The sequence below is a fragment of the Achromobacter mucicolens genome, assembly GCF_902859725.1.
In the GTDB taxonomy this organism is placed as follows: domain Bacteria; phylum Pseudomonadota; class Gammaproteobacteria; order Burkholderiales; family Burkholderiaceae_B; genus Achromobacter; species Achromobacter mucicolens.
In genome coordinates this window covers 1-26,105 of the sequence record NZ_CADIJP010000029.1, presented here as the reverse complement: position 1 = coordinate 26,105, position 26,105 = coordinate 1, and the positions used below count along the sequence as shown (strand labels likewise).

The following is a 26,105-nucleotide window of genomic DNA, read 5'->3' as shown; positions in this document are numbered from 1 at the left end:
TCCCCACTTATACCTGAAACACGTCCATCCGTCTGCCGCCCTTTGCACCATGTCGAAACCATCACTTATCGCCCCTGCCCTCGCCTGGTCCGGCCATCTGCGCCGCCGTCTGGACGCTCACCCGGATCTGGCCGCGTGGCTGGACGAGGCGGTGAAACAACCCGTCACACCGGCGTTGATGGCGCAATGGCAGAACGAACTGGCCGGCACGGCCGTGACCGGCGCTTTGCCGGTGGATGTCTGCCGCATGGTGCTGCGCAAGTTGCGCGAACGCGTCTTCAGCGTGCTGATCGTGCGCGACCTGTCCGGGCAGGCCCCACTTGAAGAAGTGGTGGGCGCCATGACCACGCTGGCGGACATGGCGGTGGCAGCCGCCTACCGCAGCGTGGCCGCCGAACTGGCTGCCGTGCACGGCGTGCCGCGCGACCCGGCCACGGGCAAGCCCCAGGAAATGCTGATCGTGGGCATGGGCAAGCTGGGCGGGTGCGAGCTGAACGTGTCGTCCGACATCGACCTCATCATGCTCTACGGAGAGGAAGGCGAAACCGACGGCCCCCGCCGCATCAGCCATCACGAGTTCTACGGGCGCCTTACGCGCCGCATGATGCCGGTGCTGTCCGAGGTGGACGCCAACGGCCAGGTGTTCCGCACCGACCTGCGCCTGCGCCCGGACGGCGACGCCGGCCCGTTGGCCTGGAGCCTGGATGCGCTGGAGCACTATCTGATCGGCCAGGGGCGCGAATGGGAGCGCTATGCATGGCTGAAGGCGCGCCTGATGCCGGCGCAGGCCTTCGAAGACAGCGACAGCGCCGCGCAGGCCCGCCAACTGGAAAGCCTGCGCGTGCCCTTCGTCTACCGCAAGTACTTTGACTTCGATGCGCTGGCCGCGCTGCGCGCGCTGCGCGAACGCATCCGACAGGACTGGCAGCGCCGCGCGTCGGCGCGCAATGGCATCGACAGCGCCAACAACATCAAGCTGGGCGACGGCGGCATCCGCGAGATCGAGTTCGTGGTGCAATTGGCGCAGCTGATCCGCGGCGGCCGCATGCCGGCGCTGCAAAAGCGCGGTTTGCTGGAAGCGCTGCATGCCGAGTGCGTGGCCGGCCTGGTGCCGCCAGACGACGCCCGCCGGCTTGAAGAGGCCTACCGGTTCCTGCGCCGCACCGAGCACGCGCTGCAATATCGCGAAGACGAGCAGACCCATCTGCTGCCCGGCGACCCCGCCCTGCGCGCCTCCCTGGCCGAGGCGCTGGGCATGACGCCCGACGCATTCGAGAGCACGCTGGCCGCGCACCGCGGCTTCGTGTCGCAGACCTTCCGCAACGTGTTCCGCATGGTGGGCATGGGCGAGGAAGAAGCGGCGCCTGCCCCCACGCCGGGCGAGGCGCCGGCCCGCCAGGAAGAACCCGACAGCGAAAGCGAGCTTACCGACCAGATCCGCCAGGCGTTTGGCGAGGATGCGGACGACCTGCTGCGCCGGGCCCAGACGCTGTCCGGCAGCCACCGCGTGCGCAGCCTGCCCGAAAGCAGCCGCCGCCGCATGGAGGTCCTGCTTCCGGCCGCGCTACGCGCCGCGCTGCAGACGCCCGCCCCGCGCGAGGCCGCGGTGCGGCTCTTTGACCTCATAGAAAAGATCGCGCAGCGCAGCGCGTACCTGGCGCTGCTGGCCGAATATCCGGACACGCTGGCGCGCGTAGCGCGGATGGTGGCCGCCAGCCCGTGGGCCGCGCAGTACTTGACGCAACACCCATTGCTGCTCGACAGCCTGATCGACTGGCGCACGCTCTTCGAACCGCTCGACTTCGGCCAGATCGCGCGGCAGCTGACGGCGGACCTGGACGCTTGCCGCCTGCCGGACGGCGACCCCGACGTCGAGCGCCAGATGAACCTGATGCGCGACGTGCAGCGCCAGGCCAGCTTCCAACTGCTGGCGCAAGACCTGGAAGGCGAGCTCACCGTTGAAAAGCTGGCCGACCAGTTATCGGCGCTGGCGGACCTGCTGCTGACCGAGACCATCCGCCGCGCCTGGCCGCTCGTGAACAAGATCGAAGGCGCCGAGCCGCACTTTGCCGTCATTGCGTACGGCAAACTGGGCGGCAAGGAGTTGGGCTACGCCTCCGACCTGGACCTGGTTTTCTTGTTCGACGACCCGCGCGACGACGCCGCGGAGGTCTACGCCAAGCTTGGCCGGCGCATGTCGTCCTGGCTGTCGACCATGACCTCGTCGGGGCGGCTGTACGAGACCGACCTGCGCCTGCGGCCCGACGGCGACGCCGGGCTGCTGGCGGTATCGATCGAGGCCTTCGAGGAATACCAGCACAAGCACGCCTGGGCCTGGGAACACCAGGCGCTGACCCGCGCCCGTTTCGCGGCCGGCGACGCCAACGTGGGTGCGCGTTTTGAAAAGATCCGCGAGGACATCCTGGTGCTGCCGCGCGACACGGCGGCGCTGCGCGACGAAGTGCTGGCCATGCGCGAAAAAATCAATGCCGGCCATCCGAACACCTCGGACCGCTTCGACTTGAAGCATGACCGCGGCGGCATGGTCGATGTGGAGTTCGTGACGCAATACCTGGTGCTGTGCCACGCGGGCACGCACCCTGTGCTGGTGCGCAACCTGGGCAACATCACGCTGCTGCGCCTGGCCGCCGAAGCCGGGCTGATCCCGCCCGAGCTGGCGGCGCGGTCGGGCGACGCCTACCGCACCCTGCGGCGCGTGCAGCATCAACTGCGTCTGCAGGGCGTGGAAAAGGCCCGAGTGGCGCCCGATCAGCTCCAGCCGGAACGCGCCGCGGTGCGGGAACTGTGGGCGACAGTGCTGGGGTGACGGCAACTCGTCGTAAAATAAGGGTTTTTCCGCTTTTGCCCCACCGCCATGTCTGAACTCGTCCGCCCCAAACTCGACCTGCCCGCCGGCCGCAGCAAGGTGCTGATGCATTCGTGCTGCGCGCCCTGTTCCGGCGAGGTCATGGAGGCCATGACGGCCTCCGGGATCGATTACGCGATCTACTTCTACAACCCGAACATCCATCCGGTCAAAGAGTACGAAATCCGCAAGCAGGAGAACATCCGCTTCGCGGAGCAACACGGCATCGAATTCATCGACGCCGACTACGACATGGACAACTGGTTCGAGCGCGTCAAGGGCATGGAAGACGCCCCCGAGCGCGGCGAGCGCTGCACGGCGTGCTTTGACATGCGCTTCGAACGCACCGCCCTCTACGCCCACGAGCATGGCTTTGACACCATCACCAGTTCGCTCGGCATTTCGCGGTGGAAGGACATGAACCAGATCAACGGTTGCGGCGAACGCGCCGCCGCGCGTTACGACGATCTGATCTACTGGACCTACAACTGGCGCAAGGGCGGCGGTTCGGCCCGCATGATCGAAATCAGCAAGCGCGAGAACTTCTACCAGCAGGAATACTGCGGCTGCGTCTATTCGCTGCGCGATACCAACCGCCACCGCCGCTCGCAAGGCCGCGAGCGCATCCACATCGGCGTGAAGTTCTACGGCAAGGAAGACCTCATCAACGAGGAAAAGCTCTGATCGGCGGCTGATAAAAAAAGCCTGGAAGACCGCGCATCGCGCGTCCTCCAGGCCTGTCGCGGCGCCCCACGGGGCGCCGCCTTGCTTTGTGGTGCGATCAGTACGGCAATCAGTCCAGCGTCAGCACCGTCGCGCCCGTCGTCTTGCGCGAAGCCAGCGCCGTCTGCGCTTCGCCCGCCTGCTCCAGCGCGAAACGCTGGTCGATGCGGACCTTGATCTTCTTTTTCAGCACCAGGTCGAACAGCTCTTCAGAGGCCGACTGCAGCTTCTCCAGCGTGTTCACGTGGATGCCCAGCGAGGGGCGCGTCACGTACAGGCTGCCCTTCTGGTTCAGCACGGCCAGGTTCACGCCTGCCACGGGACCGGACGCGTTGCCAAAGCTGACCATCAGGCCGCGCGGCTCGATGCAGTCCAGCGAGGTTTCCCACGTGTCCTTGCCCACGCCGTCATACACGACCGGCACCTTCTTGCCGCCCGTCAGTTCCAGCACGCGTTCGACCACGTTTTCGCGCGAATAGTCGATGGTTTCCCAGGCGCCGTTCTCGCGAGCCAGTTCCGCCTTTTCGGGGCTCGACACCGTGCCGATGAGCTTGACGCCCAGGGCCTTGGCCCATTGGCAAGCGATCAGCCCGACGCCGCCGGCTGCGGCATGGAACAGGATGGTTTCGCCACCTTGCAGGCGGTAGGTCTGGCGGAACAGGTACTGCACCGTCAGGCCCTTGAGCATCAGCGCGGCCGCTTCGTCAAAGCCGATGCCCTTGGGCACCTTGACGACCTGCAGGGCCGGCACATTGCGGGCCTTGGCGTACGCACCAATGGGGCTCTGGCCGTAGGCGACACGGTCGCCCTTCTTCAGATGCTTGACGTCGGCGCCCACGGCGGTGACCACGCCCGCGCCTTCAAAACCCAGGCCATGCGGCAGCGGATGGGGATACAAGCCCGTGCGGAAATAGATATCGATGAAATTCAGGCCGGCGGCGTGCTGCTCGATCGTGACTTCGTTGGCGGCCGGCGGCGGCACTTCCACCTCGACCAGCTTCAGGACTTCGGGACCACCGTGCTGCTCGATACGAATTGCCTTGACGAGATTGCTGGCCATGCTGGCCTCCTTTCATTGGAAATAACGCGAATTGACCAAAAATGCAGACTTCACCGGGGGGATTGCCTGCCGTCCTGTGCGGCGGGCGCGCGGGCGGCGCCGCCGCCCATCAACGCAAACACCCCCGCCAGCACCAGGACGGTTCCGCCCATCTGCCACACGGTGATGGGCTCGTCCAGGAACCACGACGCCAGAAACAGCACCGACACCGGCCCCACCATGCCCAGCAGCGACGCGGTAGGCGCCCCGATCAGTGAGACCGCCCACATCAGCATGAACACCGGCACCACCGTATTCAGGGTGGCGTGAATGATCGAGTAACCGTAGACCGCGGCGGGCTGGATCAGCATCGACGGCGGATGCACGACGAAGAACTGGATGATGCAGGCCACGCACGACACGAGCATGGCATAGGCCACCAGCCGCGTCGGGCCAATCCGCTTGATCAGTTCCCCGGAACAGATGAGGTACACAGAATAGCTTGCGGCCGAGCCAAAAACGAACAAAGACCCTAACAGCACCTCGCTGCCCCCGCCGAAGGACAGATCGTGCGCGAACACCAGCACCACGCCCGCGTAGGACAGCACCATGGCCAGCCATTGCCGGCGCTCGATCGGGCGTTTGAACCAAAGGGCCGACAGCAGCACGACGAGCGAGGGAGACAGGAACAGGATCAGGCGTTCGAGGCTGGCGGTGATGTAACGCAGCCCCAGGAAGTCCAGGAAGCTGGACAGGTAATAACCCAGCAGGCCCAGCACGCACACCTGCAGGCGTTCCTTCGCGGTCATCGTCACGATCTCGCCCCGCGCCGCGCGGCGCGACTGGCGCCACGCCACCACCGCGAAGAACGGCATCGCGAACAGCATGCGAAACGCGATCAGCGTGACCGCGTCGATACCGTAGCGGTAGGTGAACTTGACGACGATGGCCTTGGCGGAAAAGAGGATCGCGCCAAGCACCGCCATGGCGATCCCGGCAGCGCGGCTGGACGCCAGCGGGAGCGCCGTAAGCTTGGCAATACGATTCATGCGATGATTTTAAATTCACCGCAAAAATAATTGCACGCCTTCTCTGATGCAATCCGCTTCTTTCGCAGCATGACCCGACACCGCGCGCTCACCTATATCCATCTTGCCGCCGTGCTATTCGGCCTGACCGGCGTGTTCGGCGAACTGATCCAGGCCAGCGCCGCGGTCATCACGTTGGGACGGGCGGCGTTCGCGGTCGTGTCGCTGGGCATCTTCGCGCGGATGCGCCGCAAACCGCTCCTGGGCGTGCTCACCCCGGCCCAGTTGTTCGTGCTGGTGATCGCCGGCGCGCTGCTCGCGGCGCACTGGGTCACTTTCTTCATTTCCGTGAAGGTGGGCGGCATCGCCATCGCGACGCTCGGCTTTGCCAGCTTTCCCGCGTTCATCACGCTGTTCGAAGGACTCCTCTTCCGCGAACGCGTCCGCCTGGCCGAATGGCTGCTGCTGGGCCTGGTGACCGCCGGCCTGGTGCTCGTCACGCCGTCGTTCGACCTTGCCGACCAAGGCACCATCGGGCTGGCGTGGGGCATTCTGTCCGGCCTGACCTTTGCCCTGCTCGCCTTGAGCAACCGACGCTCGGCCTCCGGCATGGACCCGATGCAGGTGGCCTGCTGGCAAAACGTGGTGGTCGCATTGGTGATGGTGCCGTTCGCGGTCGGCCAGTTGCCCGCCGTGCCCGCGCTGGACTGGTTCTGGCTGGCCCTCTTGGGCGTTTTCTGCACCGGGCTGTCCCATTACCTGTTCGTGTCCAGCCTGACCCGCCTGAACGCCCGAAGCGCGGGGCTTGTCATCGCCCTGGAACCGGTCTACGCCATTGCATTCGCCTGGATGCTTTTCAGCCAGCAGCCCACTCCGCGCATGCTGGCCGGCGCCGCGCTGATCGTGGCCGCGATCGTGTGGTCGGGACTGCGCAAGCAGGCGCCGGCCTCTGACCAGGCCACGAAAATACAGCCTTGACAATAACTGACTAGGCAGTAAAATTCGGCGCATGACTGACGCGCCCTCCCAGCCCTCGCCCGTATCCTCCGAGCCATCCGACGATCCCATCCATTACCGCAACGACACGCGGTGCATGGCGGAAGACAACGCGGGCTACCTCATCAAGCTGGTCTATCACTCCCTGACCCGGATGCTAGACCAGGAGATGGCGCCGCTCGATCTCACCGCGATGCAATGGCGTCCCCTGGCCATGGTATTCCTGGGCCGCGCCGACACGCCCGCCGAACTGGCCCGCCTGAACGACATGGACACCGGCGCCATGACCCGCGCGCTGGATCGCCTGGAAGCCAAGGGCCTCCTGCGCCGTAACCGCAGCCAGGAAGACCGCCGGGTGGTCAAGATCGAACTGACCGAACTGGGCGAGGCCAAGGCCCGCCTCATCCCCGCCAACATCGCCCGTGCGCTGAACCACCACCTGCGCGGCTTCTCCACCGACGAAGTTACCCAGCTCATGCACTTCATGCGCCGGATGATCGCCAACGGGTCCGCCTCCGGCGCCGCCCCCGAGCGCTGACGCCATACCCCGCGCGCGAGCCGGGGTTTTTATTTGGCATAATCGTTGCCTAGGCAAATACAGATCAATCAATTACTTTCAGCTAACAGTCAGGATGAAACGCCTTTTATCTATCGCATTGGTGCTCGCCCTCACCGGTTGCGCGCTGATGGAGCCGGCGCCAAAGCCCGTCGCCGAGCTTGACGCCGCCAAACTCGGGCTGACCGGGCAGGCCACCGAATGGCCCGCCGCGCAGTGGTGGGAACGCTACGGCGATTCGCAGCTCAATGCGCTGATGACCGAAGCGCTGGCAAACAGTCCGTCGATGAGCGCCGCGCAGGCGCGCCTGGCCAAGGCCAACGCCGCCGTCGGCATGGCGCGCGCCCCGCTGCTGCCGCGCGTCGACGCCGGCTACACGCTCAATCGCGAACACCTGTCCAAGGACTACATCTACCCCGCGCCGCTGGGCGGCTCGGTCGTCAGCGACAACCGCCTGGCGCTGGATTTCAGCTATGAACTGGACTTCTGGGGCAAGAATCGCTCACGCCTGCAGTCCGCGGTGTCGCAGCAGGAAGCCGCCAGCGCCGATGCGCAGGCCGCTCGCAACTTGCTCGCCAGCGCTACCGTGCGCGCGTACCTGAACCTGCAGAACGCCTTCGCGCAGCGCGACGTGCTGAACCGGGTGATCGCGCAGCGCGCCGAAGTGCTGTCGCTGACGCAGGGCCGCTACTCCGCGGGCCTGGACACCCAGGTCGAGGTCAAGCAGGCGGAATCGTCGCTGGCCTCCGGCAAGGTCGAACTGACCCAGACCGACACGACGATCGCCCAACTGCGTAATCAGGTCGCCGCGCTGGCCGGGGCCGGCCCGCAGCGCGGACAGGATCTGGTTCAGGTGACGCTGACCGCGCCGGCAGGCGCCGTGCCGGCCAGCGTTCCGCTCGACCTGCTGGGGCATCGTCCCGACGTCACGGCCGCCCGCTGGCGCGCCGAGGCGGCGCGGCACACCATCGACGCGGCCAAGGCCGAGTTCTACCCCAACGTGAACCTGGTCGCCTTCGTCGGCTTCCAGGCCATTGGCACCGGCAACCTGCTGGGCGCCGACGCCCGCATGGCCGGCATCGGTCCGGCTATCACGCTGCCCATCTTCCACGGCGGCGAACTCAACGCCAATCTGGCGGGCCGCCGTGCCGACGCGGACCTGGCGGTGTCGGATTACAACCAGACCGTGCTGGACGCCGCGCACCAGGTCGCCGACGCACTGGACGGCCTGCGCCTGCTGGATCAGGAAAGAGCCCAGCAACGCCAGGCGCGCGAGGCCATCGAGGCCGCCTACGCGCTCGCCGTCGACCGCTACAAGGCGGGCATGGGCAACTACATCTCCGTGCTGATCGCCCAGACCGGCGTGCTGACGCAGGCGCGCCTTGACACGGACCTGCGCATCCGCGCCTATCAGCTCGACGCCAACCTGGCCACCGCCCTGGGCGGCGGCTACGCGGCCCCGGCCGAGCCGGCCCCGAACTCCATTCATTGAACGATCCCGGATTCAGACGTCATGAACGCTGCCACCCCCACAACCCATCCCGCCCGTAAACGCCTGCTGCTGCTCGCGACCGGAGCCTTCATCGTCATCGCGATCGCCTACGGCATCTGGTGGGCGTTGTTCGGCGCGCACTTCGAAAACACCGACGACGCCTACGTGCACGGCAACCTGGTGCAGATCACGCCGCAAGTGCCCGGCACCGTGGTCGCCATCGAAGCCGACGATACCGAAACCGTCACTGCCGGCCAGCCGCTGGTCCGCCTCGATCCCGCCGACACCGACGTGGCCCTGCAGCAGGCGCAAGCCAAGCTGGCGCAGACCGTGCGCCAGGTGCAGACCTACTACGTGCAGAACGATGCGCTGGCGGCCGACGTCGACCTGCGCAATGCCGACATCCTGCGCGCCCAGGCCGAGCTGACCCGCGCCCAAAGCGACGTCAAGCGCCGCCAGCAGCTCGCCAAGTCGGGCGGCGTCAGCGGCGAGGAAATCCTGCACGCCGAGGTCGCGCTCAAGTCGGCCCAGTCCGGCGTCGCGCAAGCCAAGGCGGCGCTGGCCGCCGCGCAGGCCAAGCTGGCGACCAACCAGGCCCTGACGCAAGGCACCACGGTGGCGGACCACCCCGACGTGCGCCAGGCGGCCGCCGAGCTGCGCAATGCGTGGCTTGCCCAGTCGCGCACCGTGCTGCCCGCCCCCGTGGGCGGCGTGATCGCGCGCCGCAGCGCGCAGGTCGGCCAGCGCGTTGCCCCCGGCGCCGCGCTGATGACCGTGGTGCCGCTGGACCAGGTCTGGGTCGAGGCCAACTTCAAGGAAGGCCAGTTGCGCAAGATGCGCATCGGCCAGCCGGTCAAGATGGTGGCCGATCTGTACGGCAGCTCGGTCACCTACCACGGCACCGTCGCCGGCCTGGATGCCGGCACGGGCAGCGCCTTCGCCCTGCTTCCCGCCCAAAACGCCACAGGCAACTGGATCAAGGTGGTGCAGCGCGTCCCCGTGCGGATCACGCTGGACCCCGAAGACCTGAAGCAGCATCCGCTTCGCGTGGGCTTGTCGATGGACGTGGAAGTCGACGTGGGCAAGGACGACGGCGCCCCGCTCACGCAAGTGGCGCGCAAGGAACCGGCTTGGTCGACCCGCGCCTTCGAACCCGCCCACAATGAAGTCGATGCGATGATCGCGAAGATCATCGCCGCCAACATCGCATCATGAGCACAGCCGCCCAGCCCGCGGGCGCCGGCGCGCCCCCCGACGCCGCCCGCCCGCCGGGCACCCATCCGCCTCTGGAAGGCGCGACCCGCATCATCGGGTCCATCGCCCTGTCGACCGCGGTCTTCATGAACGTGCTGGACACGTCGATCGCGAACGTCTCCATCCCCACCATCTCGGGCGACCTGGGCGTAAGCACCAGCCAGGGCACCTGGGTGATCACGTCGTTCGCGGTGGCCAACGCCATCACAGTTCCGCTTACCGGCTGGCTCACGCAGCGCTTCGGCCAGGTGCGCCTGTTCCTGATCTCCACGCTGCTCTTCGTGCTGGCCTCCTGGTTGTGCGGCTTCTCGCCTTCGCTTGAGGCGCTGATCGCCTTCCGCGTGTTGCAAGGCGCCGTGGCCGGCCCGATGATCCCGCTGTCGCAGACGCTGATGCTGGCCAGCTTTCCGAAGTCCAAGGCGGGCATGGCGCTGGCGGTCTGGTCCATGACCACACTGGTGGCGCCGGTGGCAGGCCCCCTTCTGGGCGGCTGGATTTCAGACAACTACACCTGGCCCTGGATCTTTTACATCAACGTGCCGGTGGGCCTGTTGGCCGCATGGATCAGCTGGCGCATCTACGGCAACCGGGAATCGGTCACGCGCAAGCTGCCCATCGACAAGCTGGGCCTCGTCCTGCTCGTGGTCTGGGTGGGCGCGCTGCAGATCATGCTGGACAAGGGCAAGGAGCTGGACTGGTTCGCCAGCCCCACCATCATCGCGCTGGCGGCGATCGCCTTCGTGGCCTTCGTCTTCTTCCTGATCTGGGAGCTCACCGACGCGCACCCCGTCGTGGACCTGCGCCTGTTCAAGGTCCGCAACTTCACGGTTGGCGCACTGACGCTGGCGGTGGCCTATGGCGTCTTCTTCGGCAACGTCGTGCTGCTGCCGCTGTGGCTGCAAAGCAATATGGGCTACACGGCAACCTACGCGGGCCTTGTCACCGCCCCCGTGGGGCTCCTGGCGATCCTGCTGACGCCCATCGTGGGCAAGATGCTGGCCACGCGCGATCCGCGGCAACTCGTCACGGTCGCCTTCCTGATCTTTGCGCTGGTCTGCTTCATGCGCTCCGGGTTCAATACCCAAACGGACGTGCGCACGCTGATGATCCCGACGATCATCCAGGGTGCGGCGATGGCGGCGTTCTTCGTGCCGCTCACGTCGATCACCCTCTCGAGCATCGAGCCCTGGCGCATCCCGGCCGCGTCGGGCCTGTCGAACTTCCTGCGGCTGACGGCGGGCGCGTTCGGCACGTCGATCTCCACGACGTTGTGGGAAAACCGAGCGACCATGCACCACGCGCAGCTGACCGAAATCGCCAAACCCGGCCAACAGGCGTTCGACCAGACCATGAACACCTTGCAGAACGGCCTGGGCGTCTCGCACCAGCAGGCGCTCACGATGGTGGACGGGATGATCAACGCGCAGGCCTTCACCATGTCGGCGACGGACGTGTTCTATGCGTCGGCGATCATCTTCCTGCTGCTGACGGGCCTGGTGTGGTTTGCGCGGCCGCGGTCGTCCAAGGCGGGTGGCGGCGGCGCGGCGGAGGCGGCGGCGGGCGCGCACTGATCCGCGCGGCATGCCCCAATGAAAAGGCGCCTCGCGGCGCCTTTTTCAATTGATCCATGCGGCTCAGTCCCTGAGCAGCGTTTGCCAGTCCTTGCGTTCGATGATGTCGGCCGACAGCGCGCTGACCGGAGACAGATTGAACACGGACACCCCGCGCTCGCGCCACAGCGGCGACGCAAAGCGGAATGACGGCTCGATGAACTTCGGAAAGTTGCGCGTCAGCCGGCTGGTCTGCGGCTTGCCACCTTCATCGTAGAAACGCAATCCGCCCTGCACGGTCAGGTCCAGCCCATGCACGTAGACTTCGCGCGCGCCGCCGGACATCAGGACCTGCAGAGCCGCATAGGCCACGGTATCGGCATCAAACACGCCCAGAGACGCATCGAAGCTGTAGCCCAGCCCCTGTTTGGCGTCCAGCAGTTCAACATCAGGTGAGGCGGCGGCAATGCGCTTGAGCACCGCTGGCGCAACGCTGCGCTCGTAGGCGCGCCGGGAGATCAGCTCGATGATGCAGATGCGGCAGCGGATTTGCTCCTGCGGAATGCCCTGCATGATGTAGCGCAGAACCTCGGGAAACACATACAGCGTCAGGTCGCGCCCGACGATGTCGCGCACCAGCTCAATGCGGTCCCGCACGAAGTTCTGGTCGATGATGCAGTAATACTTGAACTGCAGGTCGAACTTGCGCGACAGCGCGATGGAGCCATTGACGCCCATCGCCACGCCGATATCCATGCGGTCATACGGGATCTCGGAGATCGAAGGGCCGCTCAGGATCAGATGCACCACCTTGTCGGCAGGGTCGTAGCCCTGCGACAAGGGAGTGATGCGCAATGAACGGCCGAAAGCACGATAGGCGCTGATTGCGCCATCCTTGTCCCGCCAGATCCGCACGAATGGCCACAGGTGCTGATTGTGCCGCTGCGTGCGCGAACGCAGCATGCGGAAAAGCTTGCGGACAAACCGGTCGGCCCGCCCGCCGCCCACGTGATCGGAGGGAGGAGAAAAAATCGAGTCGTTCATCTACTAACCAGACAGGCCTGCCCGCAACTGCACTTAACCGCCCCGGACCAGCGAAGCAATTGCGTCGCCGACCTCGGCTGTCGAAGCATTGCCTTTCATATCCCGCGTCCGCGGGCCATCGGCCAGCACGGTTTCGATTGCCTTGACCACGGCGGCCGACGCGTCGGGATACCCCAAGAAATCCAGCATCAATGCCCCGCTCCAGATCTGTCCGATGGGGTTGGCGATGCCCTTGCCATAAATGTCCGGCGCAGAGCCATGCACCGGTTCGAAGAGCGACGGAAATTTCCGTTCCGGATTCAGGTTCGCCGACGGCGCAATGCCGATGGTGCCCGTGCAAGCCGGCCCCAGGTCGGACAGGATATCGCCGAACAGGTTGGAAGCCACCACCACATCGAACCAGTCCGGATGCTGCACGAAGTGCGCGCACAGGATGTCGATGTGGTATTTGTCCCAGCGCACATCGGGATAGTTCCCGGCCATGTCGGCAACGCGCTCGTCCCACCAGGGCATCGAGATGGAAATACCGTTGGACTTGGTGGCGGCTGTCAGGTGCTTGCCGCGCTTTTGCGCCAGCTCGAATGCGAACTTCAGCACGCGCTCGGCGCCGATGCGCGTGAAGACGCTTTCCTGGATCACCACTTCGCGGTCGGTGCCCTCGAACAGGCGGCCGCCGCTATTGGAGTATTCGCCTTCCGTGTTCTCGCGCACGATGAAGAAATCGATCTCGCCAGGCTTGCGATCGGCCAGCGGCGAAGGCACGCCGGGCATCAGACGGACCGGACGCAGATTGATGTACTGATCGAATTCACGGCGGAACTTGAACAGCGAGCCCCACAGCGCCTCGTGATCGGGCACCGTGGCGGGCCAGCCGATCGAGCCGAAGAAAATGGCCTCATGCTGGCCGATCTGGTCCTTCCAGTCATCCGGCATCATCTTGCCGTGCTTGGCGTAGTAATCGCAGCTCCAATCGAAATGGTCCCACTGGAAGTCGATTCCGAACCGCGCCGCCACGGCATCCAGCACCTTCAAACCTTCCGGCACGACCTCCTTGCCGATTCCGTCTCCTGGGAGCACTGCAATTTTGTGTTTCTTAGCCACCGTGTCTTCCTTTGGTTTTCATTGATACACCGCCCGCAATCTTAGGCATAAATGTGCGCAACACAAATACCCCGCCCCCAAATGGGTGGCGGGAATGGACGGCGGCATGGGACGATCAGCGTCCATGCGGCTCAGCGCCGGCCCTTCGATCCCAGCAACGATCCCAGGATGCCCCGCGTCAGTTCCCGCGCGATGGACCGGGCCGAGCTTTTGGCGATGGTCTGCACCACGCCGTCGCGCTTGCCGCCGCGCGGTCCGGTCGATCCGAACAGCACGTCCTTCAGGCTGTCCATCAGCCCGCCGCTCTCGGCGGCAGGCGGCTCGCCCGTCTTGGGGGCCGGCTGCCCCGCACGGGCCGGCGCGTCCTGGGCGGCGCCCGGCTCGGCCGGAACCGCCGCGCGGCCCGCCAGGATTTCATAGGCCGACTCCCGGTCGACCGCCTTTTCATACTTGGACGCCAGGGGGTTGCCTTGGCGCAGCGCCTGCCGCTCGGCGTCTGTGGCCGGTCCGATACGGCTGCCCGGCGGCACGATGTACGCTCGCTCGGTCGGCATCGGCCGCCCCTTGGCATCCAGCAGCGACACCAGCGCCTCGCCCACGCCCAGCTCCGTGATGGCGGCTTCGATATCCAGGCCCGGATTAGGGCGCATGGTCTGCGCAGCGGTCTTGACGGCTTTCTGGTCGCGCGGCGTGAACGCCCGCAAGGCATGCTGGACGCGATTGCCCAACTGCCCCAGCACGGTATCGGGGATATCCAGCGGATTCTGCGTCACGAAATAAACGCCCACCCCCTTGGAGCGGACCAGGCGCACGACCTGCTCGATCTTCATCAGGAGCGCCTGCGGGGCATCGTTGAACAGCAGATGCGCCTCGTCGAAAAAGAAGACGAGCTTGGGCTGATCCATGTCGCCCACTTCGGGCAACTTTTCGTAGAGGTCGGCCAGCAGCCACAAGAGGAAGATGGCGTACAGGCGCGGCGCCTGCATCAGCTTGTCGGCCGCCAGCACGTTGACGATGCCGCGGCCCTGCGCGTCCACGCGCATCAGGTCGGCCACGTCCAGCATCGGCTCGCCAAAGAACTTCTCCGCGCCCTGGGATTCCAGCGCCAGCAGGCCGCGCTGGATGGCGCCGACACTGGCCGCGGACACATTGCCGTAGCGGGTCTTGAGCTCGCCGGCCCGGTCGGCCACGTTCTGCAGCATCGCCCGCAAGTCCTTCAGGTCCAGCAGCAGTTGCCCTTCGTCGTCCGCCACCTTGAAAACCAGGGTCAGGACGCCTTCCTGCGTGTCGTTCAATTCCAGGATGCGCGACAGCAGCAACGGCCCCATGTCGGTGATGGTCGCCCGCACGGGCAGCCCCTGCTCGCCAAAGACGTCCCACAGCGCGACGGGGCTGGCGCCCCAGGCGGGTTCCGCCAGGCCCAGGTTCTTCAGGCGTTCCTGCAGCTTGGGGCTGGGCACGCCGGCCTGCGAAATACCGGTCAGATCGCCTTTCACGTCCGCCATGAAGACCGGCGTGCCGATCCGGGAAAAGGACTCGGCCAGCACCTGCAGGGTGACGGTCTTGCCCGTGCCCGTGGCGCCGGTGATGCATCCGTGGCGGTTGGCCAGCGCCGGCAGCAGCGCCAACTCGGTCTGCGCGTTCTTGGCGATGACAAGGGGGGTGGGCATGAGCGGCTCCGGACCAGGGATCAAATGGATGCCCAAGTGTAGAGCCTGCCGCGCGGCTTGTGCGCGTGGCTATATGGACACAAGCGGCCCTCTTGCCGGACGGGAGGGCCGCCGGCACGGTAAAATGCCGTCTTTGCAGACACATTTTCCTGGGAAGCCATGGCCGGACACAGCAAATGGGCCAATATTCAGCACCGCAAAGGGCGCCAAGACGCCAAGCGCGGAAAGCTCTGGACCAAGATCATTCGTGAAATCACCGTGGCGGCGCGCGCCGGCGGCCCCGACCCGGACAGCAACCCCCGTTTGCGCATGGCCTGGGACAAGGCCACCGACGCCAACATGCCCAAGGACAACATCCAGCGCGCCATCCAGCGCGGCGCCGGCGGCGCCGACGGCGAGGCCTACGAAGAAGTCCGCTATGAAGGCTACGGCATCGGCGGCGCGGCGGTCATCGTCGACTGCATGACCGACAACCGCACCCGCACCGTCGCCGAAGTCCGCCACGCGTTCTCCAAGAACGGCGGCAACCTCGGCCAGGAAGGCTCCGTCGCCTTCATGTTCAAGCACTGCGGCCAATTCGTGTTCGCCCCCGGCACCCCCGAAGACAAGGTCATGGAAGCCGCGCTTGAGGCCGGCGCCGAAGACGTCACCACCGACGAAGAAGGCGTGATCGAAGTCGTCTGCGCCCCGTCCGACTACGCGGCCGTGCGCAAGGCCTTCGACGACGCCGGCCTGAAGGCCGAAGTCGACGGCATCGTCATGAAAGCCCTGAACGAAACCGAACTGGCCGGCGACGACGCCGTCAAGATGCAGAAACTGCTCGACGCCCTGGAAAGCCTGGACGACGTGCAGGAAGTCTATACGACCGTCGTTTTCGACGAAGCGCAGTAAATCTCCCTTTCCTGGCGCGCCGGCGGCTCCGCCCGCCTGCGCGCCTCTTCAGACTCACGCAACATGAAACTCCTGGTTATTGGCTCGGGCGGCCGCGAACATGCCCTCGCCTGGCGGCTGGCCCGCTCCCCGCGCGTACACAAGGTGTACGTCGCTCCGGGCAACGGCGGCACGCAACGGGCCGAGCAGATGGAGAACATCCCGCTCACCAATGCCGAGGAACTGGCCGACTTCGTCCAGCGCGAGGGCATCGCCCTGACGGTCGTCGGCCCCGAGGCGCCGCTGGCCGCCGGCGTGGTCGACGTCTTCCGCGCCCGTGGCCTGAAGATCTTCGGCCCCACCAAGGCTGCCGCGCAGCTTGAAAGCTCCAAGGATTACGCCAAGGCCTTCATGGTCCGGCACAACATCCCGACTGCGCGCTACGAAACCTTCACCGACCCGGCCAAGGCCCACGCCTACATCGACCAGGAAGGCGCGCCCATCGTCATCAAGGCCGACGGCCTGGCCGCCGGCAAGGGCGTCGTGGTTGCCGCCACCCTCGAAGAAGCGCACGCCGCCGTCGACGCCATGCTGGGCGACGGCTCCATGGGCGAAGCCGGCGCGCGCGTCGTCATCGAGGAATGCCTGGTTGGCGAAGAAGCCAGCTTCATCGTCATGTGCGACGGCCGCAACGTGCTCGCCCTGGCCACCAGCCAGGACCACAAGCGCCTGCAGGACGGCGACCGCGGTCCCAACACGGGCGGCATGGGCGCCTACTCGCCCGCGCCCATCGTCACCCCCGAACTGCACCATCGCATCATGCGCGAAATCATCCTGCCGACCGTGCAGGGCATGACGCGTGACGGCATTCCGTACACGGGCTTCCTGTACGCCGGCCTGATGATCGCCCCGGGCGACGATCCCGACCGCGAAATCAAGACGCTGGAATTCAACTGCCGCATGGGCGACCCCGAAACCCAGCCCATCATGATGCGCGTCAAAAGCGACCTGCTCGACGCGCTCGAGCACGCCGTCGAAGGCACGCTCGACCAGGCCGACATCGTCTGGGACCGCCGCACCGCCCTGGGCGCCGTGCTGGCCGCCCACAATTACCCCAACACGCCGCGCACCGGCGACGTCATCCGCGGCCTGCCCGCCGACGCCGAAGACTGCATGGTCTTTCACGCCGCGACCCAGCTCGACGGCGAAGACATCAAGACCACCGGCGGCCGCGTGCTGTGCGTCACGGCGCTGGGCGACTCCGTCAAGATGGCGCGCGATCGCGTCTACGAAGCCATCGACCGGATCCACTTCGATGGCCGCCAGTACCGCTCCGACATCGGCTGGCGCGCGCTCAAGCCCTCGCAGCAAAAGCCCAAGTCCAACGCATAACCGGAACCGCCCATGACCGCTCTGCCCGTCTCCGCCGTCCGGGATTACCTCACCGGCCTGCAAGCCCGCATCGTGGGCGCGCTGGAAACGGCCGAAGGCGGCCCCTTCCGCGCCGACGAATGGGTGCGGCCGGAGGGCGGCGGCGGGCTGTCGCGCCTGCTCGAGGGGGGCCAACTCTTCGAGCGCGCCGGCGTGTTGTTCAGCCACGTCAAGGGCTCCAAGCTGCCGCCGTCCGCCAGCGCGCATCGCCCGGAGCTCGCGGGCCGCTCGTGGGAAGCCATGGGCGTGTCCATGGTGCTGCATCCGCGCAATCCGTACGTGCCCACCACGCACATGAACGTGCGCATGTTCGTCGCGGCGGCGCGGCCCGGCCATGACGAGGCCGACGTCTTCTGGTTCGGCGGCGGCATCGACCTCACCCCGTACTATCCGTTCGAAGAAGACGCGCGCCATTTCCACACGGTATGCCGGGACGCGCTGGCGCCCCACGGCCCCGATTACTACCCACGCTACAAGCGCTGGTGCGACGAATATTTCTTCCTCAAGCACCGCAACGAAACCCGCGGCATCGGCGGCGTCTTCTTCGACGACCTGAACGCCCCCGGGTTCGACGCGTCCTTCGCACTGACCCGATCGGTCGGCGACGCCTTTCTGGACAGCTACCTGCCCATCGTCGACAAGCGCCGCGGCATCGCCTACACCGAGCGCGAACGCGATTTCCAGGCCTACCGCCGGGGCCGTTACGTCGAATTCAACCTGGTCTTTGACCGCGGCACGCTGTTTGGCCTGCAATCGGGCGGCCGCACCGAATCGATCCTGCTGTCCATGCCGCCCATCGCGCAGTGGCGCTACGACTGGCAGCCGCAGCCCGGCACGCCCGAGGCCGAACTGGCCGACTACCTCAAGCCGCGGGACTGGGTTTGAAACGCATCGGCCTCTTGGGCGGCAGCTTCGACCCCGTCCACGTCGCGCATATCGCGCTGGCCCAGAACGCCTTGCAGTCGCTCGGGCTGGCCCAGGTGCAGCTCATTCCCGCCGCCAATCCCTGGCAGCGCGCCGCGCTGAACGCCACGGGAGAACAACGCCGCGCCATGCTGGACCTGGCCATCGCCGGCCATCCCGGGCTGGCGGTCAACCCAATCGAAATCGAGCGGGGCGGCGCCACCTATACCATCGACACGCTGCGCTCGCTGCCGCAGGATGCGCGCTACGTGTGGCTGCTGGGCGCCGATCAGCTTGCCAACTTCTGCACCTGGCGCAATTGGCGCGACATCGCCAGCCTGGTCGACCTGGCCGTGGCCACCCGCCCCGGCACAGCCCTCAGCGCACCGCCGGAACTGGCGCAGTGGCTGCGCGAACAGGGTCGCGTCCTGCAGGAACTGCCGTTTCCGCCCATGCCGGTATCCGCTTCCGAGATCCGCCGGCGCCTGTCGCAAGGCGAATCCACCGACGGGCTGCTCGATGCATCCGTCGCCGCTTATATTGCGGCGCACAAACTCTACCGATAAACCCCTTCCCGCCCGGCGCCACCGGCAAGCCGCCGTTGCCACAGCGCGGGTTATATTTGCAGCTATGGATATACAGAAACTCCAACGCGCCGTCATCGACGCCCTCGAAGACGTCAAGGCGCAAGACATCAAGGTCTTCAACACCACGCATCTGACCAGCCTGTTCGATCGCGTCGTGATTGCAAGCGCCACCTCCAACCGCCAGACGCGCGCGCTCGCGTCCAGCGTCGCCGATCGCGGCCGCGCCATGTCGCTCACCGGCATCACCATCGAAGGCGAAGACACCGGCGAATGGGTCGTCGTCGACCTGGGCGATGTCGTCGTGCACATCATGCAGCCGGCCATCCGCCAGTACTACAACCTCGAAGAAATCTGGGGCGGCAAGCCGGTGCGCGTGAAGCTCCTTCCCGAATCGACCCGTCCCGCTCCTGTCGCCAGCGACAGCGGCAACGGTTACGACGACAACGAAGACTGAACGCGCCGTGAAGCTGATCGTCGTGGCGGTGGGCACGCGGATGCCGGACTGGGTGCAGACCGCCTGGGACGACTACGCCAAACGCCTGCCGGCCGACTGCGCGCTGGAGCTGCGCGAAATCAAGCCCGAGCCCCGCACCACTGGCAAGACGCCTGCCCAGATGATGGCGGCCGAAGCCAAACGCATCGAGGCGGCCCTGCCCGCCAATGCGCTGCGACTGGCCCTTGACGAACGCGGCCGCGACCTCACCACGATGGCGCTGTCGCAAAAGCTGGAACAATGGCGCGCCGGGGGACAGGATGTCGCGTTTCTCGTGGGCGGCCCAGACGGGCTGGATCCTACGCTCAAGGCATCCGCCAGCGGGCAGTTGCGTCTGTCTTCCCTCACGCTGCCGCACCCCATGGTGCGTGTGGTTCTGGCCGAACAGCTCTACCGCGCCTGGGCCATCATGACCAACCACCCCTATCACCGCGCCTGACCGCCGCCTCGCGGCGCCTGGCCTGCTCCGCATGACCGACACCGCCCACTCCCCCAGTTCGTCCCCGCGCCTGTATCTCGCCTCCGCCAGCCCGCGCCGTCGCGAGTTGCTGACGCAAATTGGCTTGGCGCACGAAGTCCTGCGCGTGCCCGCCCCGCCCGGCGAGGACGAGCCGCAACACCCCGGCGAAAGCGCCGCCGACTACGTACAGCGCACCGCCCGTGACAAGGCCTTGCGCGGCCGCGATTGGGTGCGCGCGCAAGCGCTGCCCGTGCTGCCGCTGCTCGCGGCCGATACGACCGTCATCCTGGCGGGCGAGGTGCTGGGCAAACCCGCCGACCGCGACGACGCCATCCGCATCCTGCGCGCGCTGTCCGGCGCCGCGCACGAGGTTCATACGGCGGTGGCGGTCTGGAGCGGCGACCGCCTGCTCGAAGCGTTCTCCATCACCCAGGTCCGCATGCGCGCCTTGCAAGAGGACGAAATCGGCCGTTATTGCGACAGCGGCGAGCCCTTCGGCAAGGCAGGCGCCTATGGCATTCAGGGCCTTGCCGGCACCTTCGTCTCGCATATCGCCGGCAGCTACACCGGCGTCATGGGTCTGCCCCTCTTCGAAACGGCCAACCTGCTGCGGGAGGCGGGCATCCAGGTGACCTGATCTCCGCCCGCATCCCCAAGAAAAATCCCCCGTGCCGCGAGGCATCGGGGGATTTCTTTTTGACTCTGCGCACTGCCGCGCGCGGATCAGGCAGGGGCGCGTTGGCGGAAATCCGCACAGCGCGCCCGGGCGATCAGCTTTGCCGCGCAGGCTCGCCAATGGCGACCTGGGGCTGCGGCGCGGCGGGCGTGCCGGCGCTGTCCAGCGCGGCATGCAACTGCTCCTGGTCCAGCTCGCCTTCCCAGCGTGCGACGACCACGGTGGCGGTGGCATTACCCACCAGGTTGGTCAGGGCGCGGCATTCCGACATGAAGCGGTCCACGCCCAGGATCAGCGCCATGCCGGCAACCGGCACCGACGGCACCACCGACAGCGTCGCCGCCAGCGTGATGAAGCCCGCACCGGTCACGCCAGCCGCACCCTTGGAGCTGAGCATCGCCACCAGCAGCAGCAGGATCTGGTCGCCCAGCGAAAGCGGAATGTCGCAGGCCTGCGCAATGAACAGCGCCGCCATCGTCATGTAGATGTTGGTGCCGTCCAGGTTGAACGAATAGCCGGTGGGCACCACCAGGCCGACGACCGACTTCGAACAGCCGGCGCGCTCCATCTTCTGCATCAGCGTGGGCAGCGCCGCTTCCGACGAACTCGTGCCCAGCACCAGCAGCAGTTCTTCGCGAATGTAGCGGACCAGCTTGAGGATCGAGAAGCCGTTGTAGCGGGCAACCAAGCCCAGCACGACCACGACGAACAGCACCGACGTGGCGTAGAACGTGCCCACCAGCATCGCCAGGTTCACGACCGACTTGATGCCGTACTTGCCGATGGTGAACGCCATCGCGCCAAAGGCGCCGATCGGTGCGGCCTTCATCAGGATCGCCACCATCTTGAAGATGGGCTGCGCCAACGCCGTCATGAAGTTCAGGATCGGCTTGCCGCGCTCGCCCACGATGGCCAGCGAAATGCCGAACAGCACCGCCACGAACAGCACCTGCAGGATGTCTCCACCGACGAACGGGCTGAAGATGGTCGTGGGAATCACGTTCATCAGAAAGCCGGTGATGGTCGAGTCATGCGCCTTCGCCACATAGCCGGACACAGCTTTCTGATCGAGCGTCGACGGATCGATGTGCATGCCGGCGCCGGGCTGCACGATATGGCTGACCACCATGCCGACGATCAGCGCCAGCGTCGAGAACACCAGGAAATACAGCATGGCCTTGCCGGCCACGCGCCCGACCTTCTTCAGGTCGCTCATTGCCGCGATGCCCGTGGCCACGGTCAGGAAGATGACCGGCGCGATGATCATCTTCACCAGCTTGATGAACGCATCGCCCAGCGGCTGCATCTGCTGGCCCAGTTCCGGCTTGAACGCGCCAAGCAAGACACCCACCACGATGGCGAAAATCACCTGCACATACAGGATTTGATAGAACTTGAGCTTGCGCGCGGGCGCGCTGTGATCCACTTCGATCATTGGGATTGTCCCCACCAGGGCCCCTTGCTCCGCGCAGCGTGGCGCGTGCGACGTCGGGGCGTTATCTCTTTTATGGCCATGCGATCCTGCCGCCAGCCGATTTCACCGCGGGAGATGCGTCGCGCGGCTTGCCGGTGTATATGCAAGACCCATGCCAGGTGGGGGCAGGCGTCATCGCCGCACATAAGCCATTGAAAATAAATATCTTTTGAAATCGCAACCGGAATATTCGGTCACCTAAAGCGGCGAAACTCCGCACAGAAACCCGCTAAAATGTGCGGAAAACCGCACACCATGACTGGCTCTACTTCCTCCCCCCTTTCCCCGCCCGCTGGACCGCGCAGGTTGGCCTGGCCGTGGCGCGTCGCCCTGACGCTACTGGTTGTCGCCGTGGTCTCGTTCACGCTGCACGCGGCAACGCAGTGGGCGCGTGAGGCCGCGCTTCGCGAGGCCGCCATCCAGGCGCGCAGCACGGGCCAGATCAATGCCGCCCTGTTGCGCAACAACCTCGACAAATTCCGCGCACTGCCCTTCGTGCTGACCCAGGACGTCGACTTGCGCGCCGCACTGCAAGGCGCCAGCGCCAGACAGATCGAGGCCCTGGACGAAAAACTCGAATCCCTGAGCCGCGGCGTCGGCGCTTCCGCCATCTACGTCCTGGACAAGAAAGGTCTGGCCATCGCCGCCAGCAACTGGCGCGAGCCCGCCACCTTCGTCGGAATCGGCTACGAATTCCGCCCTTATTTTCAAGGGTCGGTCGCGCACGGCGCCGCCGAACATTTCGCCCTCGGCACGGTCAGTCACGAAGCCGGACTGTATCTGTCGCGTCGGGTCGACGACGCGCAGGGCGCGATGCTGGGCGTGGTGGTCCTGAAGGTCGACTTCCGGGATCTCGAAGCCGACTGGCGTCAGGCCAACGCCGTCATCTTCGTCACCGACGAGCACGGCGTGGTGCTGCTCGGCAATATTCCAGATTGGCGTTTCAGAGTCCTGTCGCCGCTGCCGCCCGCGCTGACGCAAACGCTGCGCACCAGCCTGCAGTTTGGCGACGCCAAGTTTCAGCCGCTGCCTGTCACGCCGCGCCTGCAAGCCGCCAGCAGCGGGCAGCTCGTCCGCACCGACGACGCCTTGCCCCGTGCCGCCGCTGGCACGCCGTTGCTGCACACCACCCTGCCGGTCACCGAATCGCCCGGCTGGACACTTCACCAGTTGTCCCCCGTCCAGGCGGCCATGAACCAGGCCAGCGCCAACGCCCAACTCGGGGCATTGCTCACCCAATGCGTGATCGCGGCGCTGATCGGCGTGGTGCTGTACCGCCGCCACCGCAACCAGGAGCGGGCCGAGCAGCAAGCAGCCGTCCAGCAACAGCTCGCGGCATTGGTCGACGAGCGCACCGCGCAGCTGCGCGACGTGAACGCCAAGCTAGTCGGCGAAATGGACGAGCGCCAACGCGCCGAAACGCAGCTTCACACCATGAAGGACGAACTGGTGCAGGCCAGCAAACTGGCATTGCTGGGCCAGGTGGCCGCCGGCGTCGCGCACGAAGTCAACCAACCCGTCGCCGCCATACGCGCCTACGCAGACAACGCCACCGAATTTCTGCGGCGCCACGACGAAGGCGCCGTCCGGGAAAACCTCGGCACCATCGCGGCATTGACCGATCGCATCGGCCACATCACCGGAGAGCTACGCGCCTTTTCGCGCAAGGCAGGTGCGACTGTCGGCCCGACGGATCTGATGGAGGCGCTCGAAGGCGCAATCCTGCTCGTCGGCCCGCGTGCCCGGCGCCAGGGCGTCACGCTGCAAAGCCCGCCCCGCAACCACAACTGCCGCGTCCAGGCGAACCGGGTCAGGCTTGAACAGGTGCTGGTCAATCTTCTGCAGAACGGGCTCGAGGCCCTCGAAGGCACGGAAAACGGCCGGATAGTCATCGCCCTGCAAGACCTGGGCGAATCTGTTCAGCTACAGGTTCACGACAACGGTCCCGGACTCTCCGACGAGGCCCGCGCCCGCTTGTTCACCCCGTTTCACACGACCAAACCAGATGGCCTGGGCCTGGGCCTTGTCATCAGCCGCGACATCGTCGCCGAGTTCGGCGGCGAACTGCGCGCCGCGCGCGCAGGCGACGCCAGCTTGTCGTCCCCTCATGCGCCCGGCAGCGGCGCCGTGTTCATCCTGACCCTGCGCAAGGCGCCGGACCAGACCCACCGCACCGAGCACTCAACATGACGCGCGCCCCTGATCTCCAGCTCCCCGCCACGATCGTCACCGACGACCCCATGCAGCGGCCAGTGGCCCCTCACGCCGTCTTCATCGACGACGACGACGAACTGCGCCGCGCCGCGCTCCAAACCCTGAAGCTGCACGGCATCTCGGTGGCGGCCCACGGCAGTGCCCGCGCCGCGTTGCCGGCGTTGGACCGCAACTTTGATGGGGTGGTGGTCACCGACATCCGCATGCCGGACATGGACGGACTTGAACTCTTCCAGCGGCTGCGCCACATTGATGCCGATATCCCGGTCATCCTGATCACCGGCCATGGCGACATCGCCACAGCCGTTCAGTGCATGCGCGAAGGCGCGTATGACTTCCTGTCCAAGCCCTACCCCGCCGACCGCCTGGTCGCCGCCATCAGCCACGCCGCCGAAAAGCGGCGGCTGGTCCTCGAAAACCGCCGTCTCCGCGAAGCCGCTTTCAACGTCGAGGCCGACGACGTGCCGTTCATCGGCACCACCCCCGCCATGCAGCGCATCAAGCAAACCTTGCGCCATATCGCGGACGCCGACGTCGACGTGCTCGTCGAAGGTGAAACCGGCACCGGCAAGGAAGTCGTCGCCACAGCCCTGCACCGCCTCAGCCGCCGCAGGCACCGGGCGCTCGTCGCCATCAACTGCGGCGCCTTGCCAGAAAGCGTCATCGAAAGCGAACTCTTCGGCCACGAGCCCGGCGCTTTCACCGGTGCACAAAAAAAACGCATCGGCCGCATCGAACACGCCAGCGGCGGCACCTTGTTCCTTGACGAGATCGAAAGCATGCCGCTCGCCGTCCAGGTCAAGCTGCTGCGCGTGCTCGAATCCCGCCAGATCACCCCCCTTGGCAGCAACGAAGTCCGCAATCTCGACCTGCGCGTGGTCGCCGCGACCAAAGAAGACCTGGGCAGCCCCGCCATCCGAGCCAAGTTCCGCGAGGACCTGTTCTATCGCCTAAACGTCGTCACGATCCGCCTGCCCCCGCTGCGCGAGCGCCGTGAAGACATCCCGTTGCTCTTCGCACACTATCTCGGCCACGCCGCGCGCCGCTTTCATCGCGACATCCCCGACATGCCTGCCTCGATCCGTCAGCACCTCATGACGCACGACTGGCCCGGCAATGTGCGTGAACTCGCGCACTTCGCAGAACGCTTCGTCCTGGGCGTCCTCAATGGCCCGGCACCTGATACGGCTCCGGCGCCCGCCGGCTCGCTCAGCCTTCCAGAACGCATGGAAAACTACGAGGCACAGATCATCCGCGATGCCCTCGCCGCACACCGCGGCGACATCAAAGCCACGCTCGACACCCTAGGCATACCCCGCAAAACGTTCTACGACAAACTCCAGCGCCACGGCATCGACCGCCAGGAATACGTGGCCGCGCCTCGCGGCGCCGTCTAGCGCAAGCCCCACACCGCAATCACCTTCAAGACCCGCGCCGCGCACAGATCCCTTTACGACACCAAAAACAAAACCCCCTCGCGGCGCCAGCCGCGAGGGGGTTTTTAATTACTTTCCCGATACCGCATTCCCAATACCGCATTTTCAATACTGGAATCGCTACAGTAATCCCGACGCCACAAAGACAAAACCCCGCAGGGGATACCTGCGGGGTTTTGAGCAATAAAAGCCTGACGATGACCTACTTTCACAGACGTCCGTCCACTATCATCGGCGCAAAG

22 protein-coding genes are annotated in these 26,105 nt (G+C 66.1%); 16 read left to right on the top strand and 6 right to left on the bottom strand.

Going from position 1 to position 26,105, the window contains the following annotated elements; all coding sequences use genetic code 11:
- Positions 1-49 precede the first annotated feature (49 nt).
- Complete coding sequence (gene glnE, locus HV786_RS25650; RefSeq protein ID WP_175212015.1) at positions 50-2,827, top strand: bifunctional [glutamate--ammonia ligase]-adenylyl-L-tyrosine phosphorylase/[glutamate--ammonia-ligase] adenylyltransferase; 2,778 nt, start codon at positions 50-52, stop codon at positions 2,825-2,827.
- A gap of 48 nt (positions 2,828-2,875) precedes the next feature.
- Positions 2,876-3,550 (top strand): epoxyqueuosine reductase QueH, encoded by a 675-nt coding sequence (locus tag HV786_RS25645; protein WP_128827921.1) that lies wholly within the window; start codon positions 2,876-2,878, stop codon positions 3,548-3,550.
- A 109-nt stretch (positions 3,551-3,659) separates the two neighbouring features.
- Here the strand turns inward: HV786_RS25645 and HV786_RS25640 are convergent, their stop codons facing one another.
- Together HV786_RS25640 and HV786_RS25635 are read right to left on the bottom strand one after the other, a co-directional pair.
- Positions 3,660-4,649, bottom strand: coding sequence for a quinone oxidoreductase family protein (locus HV786_RS25640; protein ID WP_128827920.1), 990 nt, complete (start codon positions 4,647-4,649; stop codon positions 3,660-3,662).
- A gap of 50 nt (positions 4,650-4,699) precedes the next feature.
- Complete coding sequence (locus tag HV786_RS25635; RefSeq protein WP_128827919.1) at positions 4,700-5,677, bottom strand: DMT family transporter; 978 nt, start codon at positions 5,675-5,677, stop codon at positions 4,700-4,702.
- Between the two features lie 69 nt (positions 5,678-5,746).
- Between HV786_RS25635 and HV786_RS25630 the strand changes: the two genes are divergently transcribed.
- The 5 genes from HV786_RS25630 to HV786_RS25610 all read left to right on the top strand — a co-directional run bounded on the left by HV786_RS25630 (position 5,747) and on the right by HV786_RS25610 (position 11,525).
- Positions 5,747-6,634: a DMT family transporter gene (locus HV786_RS25630; RefSeq protein WP_128828390.1), complete on the top strand. Its 888-nt coding sequence runs from the start codon at positions 5,747-5,749 to the stop codon at positions 6,632-6,634.
- 31 nt (positions 6,635-6,665) lie between these two features.
- The gene (locus HV786_RS25625) at positions 6,666-7,190 is read left to right on the top strand and encodes a MarR family winged helix-turn-helix transcriptional regulator (RefSeq protein WP_128827918.1); all 525 of its coding nucleotides are present in this window, start codon (positions 6,666-6,668) and stop codon (positions 7,188-7,190) included.
- Between the two features lie 94 nt (positions 7,191-7,284).
- On the top strand, positions 7,285-8,700 hold the full coding sequence (locus tag HV786_RS25620) for an efflux transporter outer membrane subunit (protein WP_175212014.1): 1,416 nt from the start codon (positions 7,285-7,287) through the stop codon (positions 8,698-8,700).
- A gap of 21 nt (positions 8,701-8,721) precedes the next feature.
- The gene (locus tag HV786_RS25615) at positions 8,722-9,915 is read left to right on the top strand and encodes an HlyD/EmrA/EmrK family protein (protein ID WP_175212013.1); all 1,194 of its coding nucleotides are present in this window, start codon (positions 8,722-8,724) and stop codon (positions 9,913-9,915) included.
- The gene (locus HV786_RS25610) at positions 9,912-11,525 is read left to right on the top strand and encodes a DHA2 family efflux MFS transporter permease subunit (protein ID WP_254599519.1); all 1,614 of its coding nucleotides are present in this window, start codon (positions 9,912-9,914) and stop codon (positions 11,523-11,525) included. The genes HV786_RS25615 and HV786_RS25610 overlap by 4 nt, the downstream gene beginning before the upstream one ends.
- 63 nt (positions 11,526-11,588) lie before the next feature.
- On the opposite strand, the gene HV786_RS25605 is transcribed toward HV786_RS25610, so the two are convergent.
- The 3 genes from HV786_RS25605 to HV786_RS25595 all read right to left on the bottom strand — a co-directional run bounded on the left by HV786_RS25605 (position 11,589) and on the right by HV786_RS25595 (position 15,319).
- Positions 11,589-12,548 (bottom strand): hypothetical protein, encoded by a 960-nt coding sequence (locus HV786_RS25605; RefSeq protein WP_128827916.1) that lies wholly within the window; start codon positions 12,546-12,548, stop codon positions 11,589-11,591.
- 33 nt (positions 12,549-12,581) lie between these two features.
- Entirely contained in the window at positions 12,582-13,649 is a 1,068-nt protein-coding gene (locus HV786_RS25600) for a tartrate dehydrogenase (RefSeq protein ID WP_056315592.1), read from the bottom strand.
- 131 nt (positions 13,650-13,780) lie between these two features.
- On the bottom strand, positions 13,781-15,319 hold the full coding sequence (locus HV786_RS25595) for a helicase HerA-like C-terminal domain-containing protein (protein WP_175212012.1): 1,539 nt from the start codon (positions 15,317-15,319) through the stop codon (positions 13,781-13,783).
- Positions 15,320-15,478: 159 nt separating this feature from the next.
- Here HV786_RS25595 and HV786_RS25590 point away from each other — a divergent pair, with 159 nt between their 5' ends.
- The 7 genes from HV786_RS25590 to HV786_RS25560 all read left to right on the top strand — a co-directional run bounded on the left by HV786_RS25590 (position 15,479) and on the right by HV786_RS25560 (position 20,700).
- Entirely contained in the window at positions 15,479-16,210 is a 732-nt protein-coding gene (locus HV786_RS25590; RefSeq protein WP_063956957.1) for a YebC/PmpR family DNA-binding transcriptional regulator, read from the top strand.
- Positions 16,211-16,273: 63 nt separating this feature from the next.
- A complete protein-coding gene (gene purD, locus HV786_RS25585) occupies positions 16,274-17,581 on the top strand; it encodes a phosphoribosylamine--glycine ligase (RefSeq protein WP_175212011.1) in 1,308 nt (435 codons plus the stop codon).
- A 12-nt stretch (positions 17,582-17,593) separates the two neighbouring features.
- The gene (hemF, locus tag HV786_RS25580) at positions 17,594-18,505 is read left to right on the top strand and encodes an oxygen-dependent coproporphyrinogen oxidase (RefSeq protein ID WP_128827914.1); all 912 of its coding nucleotides are present in this window, start codon (positions 17,594-17,596) and stop codon (positions 18,503-18,505) included.
- Positions 18,502-19,089 carry a nicotinate (nicotinamide) nucleotide adenylyltransferase gene (gene nadD, locus HV786_RS25575; RefSeq protein WP_128827913.1) on the top strand — a complete coding sequence of 196 codons (588 nt, stop codon included), beginning with the start codon at positions 18,502-18,504 and terminating at the stop codon, positions 19,087-19,089. Before hemF ends, nadD begins: the two co-directional genes overlap by 4 nt.
- Positions 19,090-19,153: 64 nt before the next feature.
- The gene (gene rsfS / locus HV786_RS25570; RefSeq protein ID WP_056315579.1) at positions 19,154-19,564 is read left to right on the top strand and encodes a ribosome silencing factor; all 411 of its coding nucleotides are present in this window, start codon (positions 19,154-19,156) and stop codon (positions 19,562-19,564) included.
- Positions 19,565-19,571: 7 nt separating this feature from the next.
- On the top strand, positions 19,572-20,042 hold the full coding sequence (gene rlmH / locus HV786_RS25565; RefSeq protein ID WP_128827912.1) for a 23S rRNA (pseudouridine(1915)-N(3))-methyltransferase RlmH: 471 nt from the start codon (positions 19,572-19,574) through the stop codon (positions 20,040-20,042).
- Positions 20,043-20,073: 31 nt separating this feature from the next.
- Positions 20,074-20,700 (top strand): Maf family protein, encoded by a 627-nt coding sequence (locus HV786_RS25560; protein WP_175212010.1) that lies wholly within the window; start codon positions 20,074-20,076, stop codon positions 20,698-20,700.
- Positions 20,701-20,833: 133 nt separating this feature from the next.
- On the opposite strand, the gene HV786_RS25555 is transcribed toward HV786_RS25560, so the two are convergent.
- A complete protein-coding gene (locus HV786_RS25555; protein WP_128827910.1) occupies positions 20,834-22,174 on the bottom strand; it encodes a dicarboxylate/amino acid:cation symporter in 1,341 nt (446 codons plus the stop codon).
- Between the two features lie 294 nt (positions 22,175-22,468).
- Here HV786_RS25555 and HV786_RS25550 point away from each other — a divergent pair, with 294 nt between their 5' ends.
- Positions 22,469-24,403 carry a sensor histidine kinase gene (locus HV786_RS25550; RefSeq protein WP_252870075.1) on the top strand — a complete coding sequence of 645 codons (1,935 nt, stop codon included), beginning with the start codon at positions 22,469-22,471 and terminating at the stop codon, positions 24,401-24,403.
- A 50-nt stretch (positions 24,404-24,453) separates the two neighbouring features.
- Positions 24,454-25,824: a sigma-54-dependent transcriptional regulator gene (locus HV786_RS25545; RefSeq protein ID WP_128828387.1), complete on the top strand. Its 1,371-nt coding sequence runs from the start codon at positions 24,454-24,456 to the stop codon at positions 25,822-25,824.
- Positions 25,825-26,105: the final 281 nt, after the last annotated feature.